Genomic DNA, 9,757 nt, shown 5'->3' on the forward strand with positions numbered 1-9,757 from the left:
GTACCCGCCGTCGTCGACGAGTTCGGCACATCGAGGCACTTGCCCGCACCCACCGCGTGCAACGCACCCGTCGTACCCGTACCACCACCACCGGAGTTGCTGCCGCCCAGCGCGGTGACGGTCGCGGTGTAGGCGGGTTTGGGCTGGAAGTTGGAGTCGTACATGGTCGCGGCTCCCCACCCGGGGAAGGTGCCGGGGATCCAGGAGTTCGCGTCGTCGACGCCCCACTGGGAGACTCCGACGCAGCGGGACACCGCCAGGCAGTCCTTGACGACGTTGCCGTAGTCGGTGGCCTGCTGCTGCAGGGCGGCGCCGGAGGCCGGCAGCTGGATGCGGTCGTCGAGTTCGGTGACGGCGACGTCCAGCCCGAGGGCGGCGAAGCGCTGCATGTTGGCCTGGAAGTCGGACGGGACCTGGCCGACGATGAAGTGGCTCTCGAAGCCGATCCCCCCCAGTGGCACACCTTGCGAGAGCAGTGTCTTGGCCAGGTTGTACAGGGCGTTGCTCTTGGCGTTCTGCCCCTCGATGTTGTAGTCGTTGATGTACAGCTTCGCGCTGGGGTCGGCGGCGTGGGCGGTGTTCAGGGCCTCGGCGAAGTAGCCGGAGCCCATTGCCTTGTAGAAAGCGTCGTTGACGAACGAACCGTCGCCGTTGAAGGGCTCGTTGACCACGTCCCAGGCGTAGATGTGTCCCTTGTAGTGGTTGACCTCGGTGGTGATGTGGGCGTCCATGGCAGCCTTGACCTGGCCGGCGGGCAGGTTGCTCACCCATGAGGGCAGTTGTGCGTGCCAGACCAGGTTGTGTCCGCGGACCCGCATGTTGTGGGACGTGGCGTAGGACAGGATCTGGTCGCCGGGTCCGAAGTTGTACTGCCCGTTGCCCGGCTCGGTGGTGTCCCACTTCATCTCGTTGCCGGGCGTGACCATGTCGAACTGGGCGTTGGCGATGTTCATCTCGTTGCCGTTGCCGAGGTCGGGCACGGTCAGGGCGGTGCCGAAGTAGCGGCTCTGCGCTTCGGCGAGGCCGCGCAGCGAGGTGGCCGCCTGCGCGGGGCCGGCCGCGCCGAGGGCGAGCAGCGACGCGCCGGCCAGGGCGACGGCCATGCCTGCGGCCAGCGCGCCGGAGCGGCCCGGCCGCGGACGCGGCAGCCGGCGGGTGGGGGTGTGGGGGGACATGCGGACTCCTGCGGTCGGTGTGTCGGCGCGGTGCCGGTGGCACCGCGCCGGGGGTCATACTCCGGTGATGGTCCATTCGTTGTTGGTGTTGGAGTTCGGCGCCCACAGCACCGCGGTCGAGCCGGCCGTGGTGCTGCCGCTGCCGTCGAGGGCGGTGCCGGTGCCTCGGTTGACGATCTGGTAGCGGTTGCTGCCGGCGCTCCTGAGCGCCCACTGCTGGTTGTTGCCGCCGTTCCAGGCGGACTGCCGGGCGGGCGCGCCGTTGGCGGTGTTGCCCCAGCTGTCGACGGCCATGCCGTTGGTGCGGTTCATGATGCGGTAGTAGCCGTTGCCGAGGTCGATCAGCTGCCACTGCAGGTTGGTGCTTCCGTCGTAGTTCCACTGCTTGAGGTTGGAACCGGAGGCGACGCTGCCGCCGCTGTCGAGGACCAGCCCGCTGGTGACGTTGGCGATCCTCACCCAGGTGGTGGAGCCGCCAGGAGCTCCCAGGGCGGGGATCTGGCCGGAGAAGGTGAGCTTGACCGTGTAGGCCAGCGCGGTGAACGGCGCGCTGGACCCGGGCATCGTCAGGTGCAGCCCGGAGGCGTCCTGGGTGGGGGCCGGCAGGTTGAGGTAGCTGCCGGTGGCGTTGTTCAGCAGCTGGGCGCTCGTCAGGGTGCTGAGGTTGATCCGGTTGGAGTTCAGCGTCGTGATGGTCAGGGTGCCGCCCTGCCAGCCCAGCGCGGTGGCGTAGAGGACCTTGTTGTCCTGGCTGCGGGTGAAGCGGATGTCCTGCGCGGTGCCGGCCTTCGGGCCGCTGAAGGAGCCGCCGCCCATCGCGGTCGGCCCCTCGCCGTAGGTGGTCCAGGAGCGGGTGCCGTAGACCGCCTCTCCGAAGCGGCCGAGCCAGTCCCCCATGGCGCGCAGGATCGACTGCTGCCCCGAGGGGATGGTGCCGTCGGCCATGGGGGCGATGTTCAGCAGCATGGTGCCGCCCTTGCTGGTCCGGTCGATCAGCGCGTGCAGCAGTGCCTGCGTGGTGTAGTAGCCGATCCCCACCGTGTAGCACCAGCTGGAGGAGGAGATGCTGTCGTCGGTCAGCCAGTACGGCGCGAGCAGGTCCGAGGGTCCGCCGCGTTCGAAGTCGAAGACCTCGCCCTTGTTGTCGAAGCCGTCCTTGTAAGTGGCGACGACGTCCTTGTTCCAGGCGACGGCCTGGTTGTAGTAGTACGCGAGGAACTGCAGCCGGGTGGACTCCTGCACCAGGCCCAGGTCGAAGTCCTGCCAGATCAGGTCCGGCTGGTAGCCGTTGACCACCTCGGCGAGCTTGTCGTACCAGAGCTGGTTCTCCGCGGCCGACCCCTGCTGCCCGTAGAGGATGCGCAGGGTCGGGTCCGACTGGGAGGGCACGTGGTCGTAGTAGCCGTTGAAGTGGTAAGCGTGGTGCAGCGAGGCCATGAACTTCAGCCCCTGACCGCGGATGGCCTGGGCGTGCTGGGCCACCAGGTCGAGCTTGGGACCGTGCTTGACCGAGTTCCACGGGTTGGCCTGGCTGTTCCACATGGAGAATCCGTCGTGGTGCTCGGCGACCGGTCCTGCGAACCGCGCGCCCGCGGCCTTGAACAGCTGCGCCCACGCGTTCGGGTCGAAGCTGCCGCCCTGGGAGGCCAGTTTGGGGGCGAACTGGACGAAGTTGCCGGCCTTGTCCCGGGCGCCGTCGATGAAGTTGTTGTACGGCCACGCCGACGGATCGCCGTAGGTGGCGATGTGGTGCTGGTTCTCGGCGGAGCCGCCGATGTACATGTTGCGCGGATACCACTCGTTGCCGAACGCGGGGACGCTGAAGGCGCCCCAGTGGTAGTAGATGCCGAACTTGGCGTCCTGGAACCAGGCCGGCGCCGGGGGGTGCTGGTCGACGGAGGACCAGCTCGCCGTGTAACTGCCCGGTCCGTCGGTCGCTCCGGCTTCGGGGGCGAACCGCAGCAGGCCGGCGGCCGTCGCCGCGCCGGCGGCCGTGAGCAGGCGTCGCCGGCTCAGCGGGAAGGGTGAGGAGGACATGGGGGGCCTCTCAGCAGGTCGATGGGGGGAGGGCCCGGGACCCCGCGGTGTGCGGGGTCCCGGGCTCAGCCGGGGAGCGGCGGCTCAGCCGCGTGTCCACTTCTGGTTGTTGCTGCCGTTGCAGGTCCACAGTTCGATCAGGGTGCCGTTCGCGGTTCCCGCGCCGGTCGCGTCCAGGCACAGGCCGGACTGGGAGCCGGTGATCGTGCCGTTGGAGTTCAGCGTCCACTTCTGGTTGGCGGCGCCGTTGCAGGTCCAGATGTCGACCTTCGTGCCGGGGCTCGTGCCCTGGCCCGAGGCGTCCAGGCAGTCGCCGCCGTAGACGCGCAGCTCACCGGCCGACGTACTGGTCCACTGCTGGTTGGCGCCGCCGTTGCAGTCCCACAGCGCCACCTGGGTGCCGGACGTCTGCGACTGGTTCGGCACGTCCACGCACCGGCCGGAGCCGGCTCCGACGATCGGCGCCGTCGTGCCGCCGCCGGTGCCGCCGCTGCCGGGGGTGATGGACAGGTTGTCGAACTGGGCGGTCTCGGTCTGGGCGGTGCCGTAGCCCACCTGTCCTCCGGCCCAGGCGTAGTCGTCCACAGAACCGACCGTGGCGCCGTCGACGGCGGCGGTGATGGTGGTGCCGGAGAAGGTCAGGGCCAGGGTGTGCCAGCGGTTGGTGCCCAGGGAGGCCACCGTGCCGTGCGCCAGCGTGGAGGTGCTGCCGTTGGTGCTCGAACTCAGGATCGACCACGCCCCGGTGTCGCTCACCCGGAGGCGGTAGGCGTTCAGGCCGCCGGTGGTCGTGTAGTCCTGGGAGTTCGCACGGCCGATCAGGTCGGCGTACCCGGACTGTTCGAGCAGGACGTCGGAGGTGACGGTGTAGTTGCTCCAGCTCACGTCACCGAGCAGGGCGTGCGGGTCGGACAGCGCGTCCCAGGTGATCGGCTTCTGCGGGCTCATCTGCCGCTCGCACATCCCGCTGCGTCCGCCCCCGCAGGCGACCGTCTCGAAGGCGCCCTGCCAGTCCATGAGGTACTTCGCCTCGGTGCCTGCCGCGTAGCCGTCGAAGGAGTCGCTGTACGGCAGCTTCAGGTTGCCCGCGGCGGGGCCGGTGGCGGTGCCCTTTCCCTGGCCGGTGGTCGTGGTCAGGGTGTAGACGTAGCCGGGCTGCGCGGTCAGGCTGAAGCTCCCGCCGGACGGTGTGATGTCCGCGGCGTGGACGAAGTAGTCCGCCGGGTTCGAGGAGCTGACCTTGGTGGACCAGACGTGCACGGTCCCGGCGGACAGCCCGCCGGCGACGGAGAAGTTCAGCGTCTGGGCGCCGGTCGCGTCCATCGTCTCGATGACCGTGGAGAAGTCGGAGTTGTTCGGGGACTTCAGCGAGACGTAGCTGCCGTTGCTGCGGTTGCCGCCGATGTATCCGCTGGAGGAGTCGAGGTAGTGCCAGCCGGGGGCGGTGAACTGGGTGGTCTGTGCCGTCACCCAGGCGTTCTTGCCGATCGCGTAGGAGCCGGACCAGGGCTGTGCGGCCAGTGCGAGACCCATCGTGGGGTAGGGCAGGTTCGGCGTGACCGCCGCGACGACAGGCCAGTTGAGATACGCGGTCATCCGGCCGTCGATGTAGCCGCGGTTGATGCCGCGGGCCATGGCCTGCGCTCCGCCGTTGTAGTCGTCGGAGCCGTTCTCGCTCGCCCACAGCTGCTTGCCGGTCGACGTGGCGGCCGAGGGCACGGAGCAGTTGGTCTGCGCCGAGCGGTAACCGCACGGGTAGTGGGTGCCGAGGATGCTCACCGCCGAGGCGAAGGCCGGGTTGGAGTTGACGTCATTCGCCACCGTCCAGTCGGAGTCCGCCGCGACGATCTTGACGCTGCCGTAGCCGTTGGCGTTGAGCGCGCTGCGCAGTTGCTCGTACCAGGAGACGTTGTAGCCCCGCTCGTTCCACCCGCCCAGGTAGTCGATGCTCAGCCCGTGCTGTTTCGCGCAGCCCAGCCACGAGACCAGGTAGTTGACCATGTCGGTGGACCAGAAGTTGCCGCTGCCGATCCACCCGGGCGCGCCCCAGGCCAGCCCGTACAGCTTCAGGTTCGGGTTGCGCGTCTTGGCCTGCTCCATCAGCCACCATTCGTAGCCGCGGTTGCAGTTGAGGTCGGAGCGGGTGTGCTGGTGGCTCGGCTCGGCACCCGACGTGGAGTTGGTGTCCCCGCCGATCTCCGCCTTCAGGATCTGCAGGGAGGCCCCGTAGCCGGGCCGGAAGAGGTAGTCGAGGACCTGGCTGCGTTGCGGTTCCGGATAGTCGATCAGCAGCCGGCTGTTGCCGCCCCCGCCGCTGATCGCGCCGACGCCGTCGAAGGTCCGACCGGCGGACGCGCCGTTGATGGTGATCGAGGTGGCGGCGTGGGCCGGCGCGGCGGCCGTACCCACGATGCCGCCGGCGGCCAGGACGAGGCCGGTGAGGACGGCCGTCGAGGCCCGAAAGCGCCGGAGAAGCCGGCTGAGTGCTGACACGGTGCGCTCCTTTCGCAAGGCGGGACGGGTGAGGCGCCGGGCGGGCGGACGAGGGACCCGGGAGCCGGGCGTCCCGCCCGCCGCGCCCGTGACGCCCGGCGTGCGCCGGGACGGCGGTCGGCCGCCGCCCCGGCAGTTCGCGATGTGGTCGTACCGGTCAGCTGAGGTTCCACTGCTGGTTCGACTGGCCGTTGCAGGTCCACAGTTCGGCCAGGGCGCCGTTGGCCGTCGAGGCGCCGGTGACGTCCAGGCACAGCCCGGACTGGGTCCCCCGGACGGTGCCGTCGGAGTTGACGCTCCACTGCTGGTTGGACTGGCCGTTGCAGGTCCAGATGTCGACCTTGGTTCCTGGTGCGGTCTGGTTGTTGTAGGCGTCCAGGCACATCTGGCCGCTGCCGGAGTAGACGGTCAGCTGGCCCGACGACGTACGGGTCCAGGTCTGGTTGGTGCCGCCGCCGCAGCTCCATATCTGGACCTGGGTGCCGGCGGTGGCCGTCGAGTTCGGTACGTCCAGGCACTTGCCGGCGCCCACCGCGTGCAGTGCGCCGGTGGTACCGGTCCCCGTACCGCCGGACGTGCCGCCGGCGACGCGGTACATGACCGTGCCGTGCGCGGGCACCGAGGCGCTGATGGTGCCCGAGGTGGTGGACGTCGCCCCGGACCACAGGTCGGTCAGGTTGTAGGCCGACGCGCCGGTCTTGCCGATCGCGGCCGCGGTGGTGCTGATGGTCGCGGTCGAGCCGGTCTCGTTGAAGAGCGCCACCGACACGTCGCCGCCCGAAAGGGGCTTGGCCAGGACGTCCAGGCCGCCGGAGGAGGAGACCATGGTCCCCTGCTTGCCCAGCGGGTCCTGGTCGACGGCGATCACCCGGGAGTTGGTCAGCGTGGACAGGGTGGCCGCACTGGCGGAGGCGATGTTGGTACCGGCGATCAGCGGTGCGGCCATCTCCGACCAGAGGCTGAACTCCGTACGGTTCTCGGTGGCGGTCAGCGAGCCGTTGCCGACCTCCAGCATGTCCGGGTCGTTCCAGTGCCCGGGTCCGGCGTAGGAGGCCAGTCCCACGTTGCTGTGGAAGATGGACAGCATGCTGGAGTAGCTGGCGTTGATGTCGCCGGTGGTGCGCCAGCTGTTGCCGACGCCGGCTCCCCACGTCCACACGCTGTCCTGCCCCCAGTTGCACAGGCTGTACAGGATCGGCCGGCCGGTGGCCGCGAGGGCGTCGCGCATGGCGGTGTAGCGTGACTGGGCGGCCACGCCGGAGTTGTTGCAGTTGTCGTACTTGAGGTAGTCGACACCCCAGGACGCGAACGACTGCGCGTCGGTCGTCTCGTGCCCCAGGCTGCCGGGATATCCGGCGCATGTCGCCGTGCCCGCGTCCTCGTAGATGCCCAGCTTCAGGCCGAGGGAGTGGACGTAGTCCGCGGTGCCCTTGATCCCGTCGGGGAATTTCGCGGGGTCGGGGACGAGGTGGCCGCTGCCGTCGCGCGAGTGGGTCATCCAGCAGTCGTCGATGTTGACGTAGTTGTAGCCCGCGGCCTGCATGCCGTCAGTGTGCATCGCCTGCGCCGTGGACTTGATCAGCGACTCCGACACGTTGCACCCGTAGGCGTTCCAGTCGTTGAACCCCATCTGCGGGGTCGGCGCCAGCCCGTTGCCCAGCGCGGCGGCGGGTTGCGCGGCGCCCAGGGTGGCCAGGGGCGCGACCGCGGCGAGCAGCGCGGTCGAGAATGTGAGCGCTAACGCCCTGCGGAGCGACCGAGGTGAGGACGGCTGGGGCGAGCGCTTGGCTCTTGCAGCGAACAGGGGCATGATTCATCGACTCCTGAGCCGGGTTGTGGGGGCGCGCGGGGTGGCGGGGCGGCTGCCGTGGTGGTCCTCCGGGTGTCCCGGAGGACCACCACTTACCCCACCCCCCACAGGTGAGGTGGTCAGCGGTAGCCGGCTGCGGCGATATCGGCCTGGACCGCGTTGTCGGCCGCGTCGGACGGGTAGCCCGCGACGATGGCCCCTTCGTAGAAGGTGCCCGCGCTGAGGTTGGCGCCGCCGCCGGGCTTGCAGCAGTCACCGCCACTGCCCAGGACGATCGCCCCCTGCTTCTTCATGGGGTTGTATCCGGACGGCAGGGCCCCGTCCCACAAGGTGGTGAGACCGCCCGACTGCGCGTTCGCACCCTTGAGCGCGAATCGCGACGTGCCGTTGTTCTTCAGCATCGCGGTGACGAACTTGGAGGTGAAGGCACGCTGGTTGGCGTTCCACGACTGGCTGCCACCGGGATACAGGCCCCATTCGAGATCCGCCTGCACCCACGGACCGGTGCCCGAGCAGCCGCCGAACCAGCACTGCTTGCCGAAGTTGATCGCGTCCATCGCCCCGGCCGCGTCGGCCTTCCTGGTCGTCTCGCTGTTGCCGTAGTCGAAGCAGCAGCCGTTGTTGACGTGCGTGCCGCTGGTCACCATGTAGGCGCCCTCCGGCGCGCTGCCGGTCGGCACACCGGTCAGGTGGCCGTCCCTCCAGTAGCTGTTGCCCGGGTTGACGTACAGGGAGTACGCCTTGGTGCCGCCCGCGGTCAGCGACTCGGTGGTCGCGTTCGCGGGACTGCTCTGGCTCGACCCGGGCACCTGGGCGGAGCCCTGGTACCACAGGTCGTTGCCGTGCCCGGACTGGTCGTAGACAGCGGTGATGACGCACGAGGTGCCCGCGCAGAACGAGTCCTGGGCCGCGGCGTCGGCATAGCCGCCGGCAGTCAGGACTGGGATGTCCCTGGTGGAGTTGTCGGACGAGCGCCGCACCTGGTAAAGCCGGCCGGCGTAGGAGCCGTAGAGCGCCCGCACGGTGCTGTGCGCGGCGACGCACGGCGTGCCGCCCGACAGGTAGATGTCGCACGCGCGCGATCCGCTGGGCGGCGGCGGGGTCGCCGAGGCGCTCCACTTCTGGTTGCTCTGGCCGTTGCACGTCCACAGGATGACGCCGGTGCCGTTGGCCGTGCCCGCTTTGTTGACGTCCAGGCACAGACCGGACTGGACACCGGTGACCGAGCCGTCGGCGTTCTGTCGCCACTGCTGGTTCGACTGGCCGTTGCAGGCCCAGATGATCGCCGGGGTACCCGGGGAGGTCCCCTTGTTCGAGGCGTCGACGCACCGGGTGCCGTTCATCGTCCGCAGCTCCCCCGCCGAGGTGAACTCGAACGCCTGGTTCGCCTGCCCGTTGCAATCCCAGATCTGCAGCGCGGTCCCCTGCGTGTCGGTACCGCCCGCGACGTCCAGGCAGCGCCCCGACGCCGCACCGACCAGGGGCGCGCCCGCAGCCGACGCCGGCACCGACCAGGTCAGCGCGGTGGCCAGCATCGTGGCCAGCAGCGCCAGCACGGCCATGACGGCAGGGGTGGGCGAGCGGAGTCTGCGAAAGGCAGGACTTCGGTACGGAACGGGTGAAGACGGCATTGTCTGTCCTTGACGATGTGGGGGGAGAACCCGCGTTTGTTAGCGTTAACCCCACGGGCTCTCGACGCGGGCGGACCGCGAGCCGCAGCAGTGAGGCATGGGACGAATTTATAGGGAGGGGACCGGGCGGTGTCCAGACCCGTGCGCGGCAAATCTCAACCTCACCACGCGTACCAGCACTTCTCGTTCCGGCAGCCTGAAGCGGAGCGCGACCGGCGGCGCCGAAACCCGAAGAGAGATGGGATTGATCGCGCCAGGAGCACTCGTCATCGGCCCGTCGACCGGCCGCGGCAGGAGAACCGGTCGCACCCGTGGCCGGCGCCGAGCCGGCCACGGGTCCGAGCCGTTCAGGTCAGGTCAGGTCAGCTGAGGTTCCACTGCTGGTTGGACTGGCCGTTGCAGGTCCACAGCTCGGCCAGGGCGCCGTTGGCCGTCGAGGCGCCGGTGACGTCCAGGCACAGCCCGGACTGGGTCGCCGTGACGGTGCCGTTGGAGTTGACGCTCCACTGCTGGTTTGCACCGCCGTTGCACTGCCACGTCTCGACCTTGGTACCCGGTGCGGTCTGGTTGCCGTAGACGTCCAGGCACAGCTGGCTGCCACCGGAGTAGAC

Annotated in this window: 6 protein-coding genes; all 6 read right to left on the reverse strand. The window is 69.4% G+C overall.

The window, feature by feature from the left end; all coding sequences use genetic code 11:
- On the reverse strand, positions 1-1,175 hold a 1,175-nt coding region (locus tag BUE44_RS35270; protein ID WP_073503095.1), incomplete at its 3' end, for an endo-1,4-beta-xylanase.
- 54 nt (positions 1,176-1,229) lie between these two features.
- Positions 1,230-3,212 carry an alpha-L-fucosidase gene (locus tag BUE44_RS35275; protein ID WP_073503096.1) on the reverse strand — a complete coding sequence of 661 codons (1,983 nt, stop codon included), beginning with the start codon at positions 3,210-3,212 and terminating at the stop codon, positions 1,230-1,232.
- Positions 3,213-3,296: 84 nt separating this feature from the next.
- Positions 3,297-5,705, reverse strand: coding sequence for a ricin-type beta-trefoil lectin domain protein (locus BUE44_RS35280; protein WP_073503097.1), 2,409 nt, complete (start codon positions 5,703-5,705; stop codon positions 3,297-3,299).
- A 157-nt stretch (positions 5,706-5,862) separates the two neighbouring features.
- On the reverse strand, positions 5,863-7,515 hold the full coding sequence (locus tag BUE44_RS35285; protein WP_073503098.1) for a glycoside hydrolase family 27 protein: 1,653 nt from the start codon (positions 7,513-7,515) through the stop codon (positions 5,863-5,865).
- A 119-nt stretch (positions 7,516-7,634) separates the two neighbouring features.
- Positions 7,635-9,068 (reverse strand): arabinofuranosidase catalytic domain-containing protein, encoded by a 1,434-nt coding sequence (locus BUE44_RS35290; protein WP_200804634.1) that lies wholly within the window; start codon positions 9,066-9,068, stop codon positions 7,635-7,637.
- Positions 9,069-9,508: 440 nt separating this feature from the next.
- The coding region (locus BUE44_RS35295; protein ID WP_143172673.1) for a ricin-type beta-trefoil lectin domain protein at positions 9,509-9,757 on the reverse strand (249 nt) is incomplete at its 5' end.

This window comes from Actinacidiphila paucisporea (genome assembly GCF_900142575.1).
Taxonomy (GTDB): domain Bacteria; phylum Actinomycetota; class Actinomycetes; order Streptomycetales; family Streptomycetaceae; genus Actinacidiphila; species Actinacidiphila paucisporea.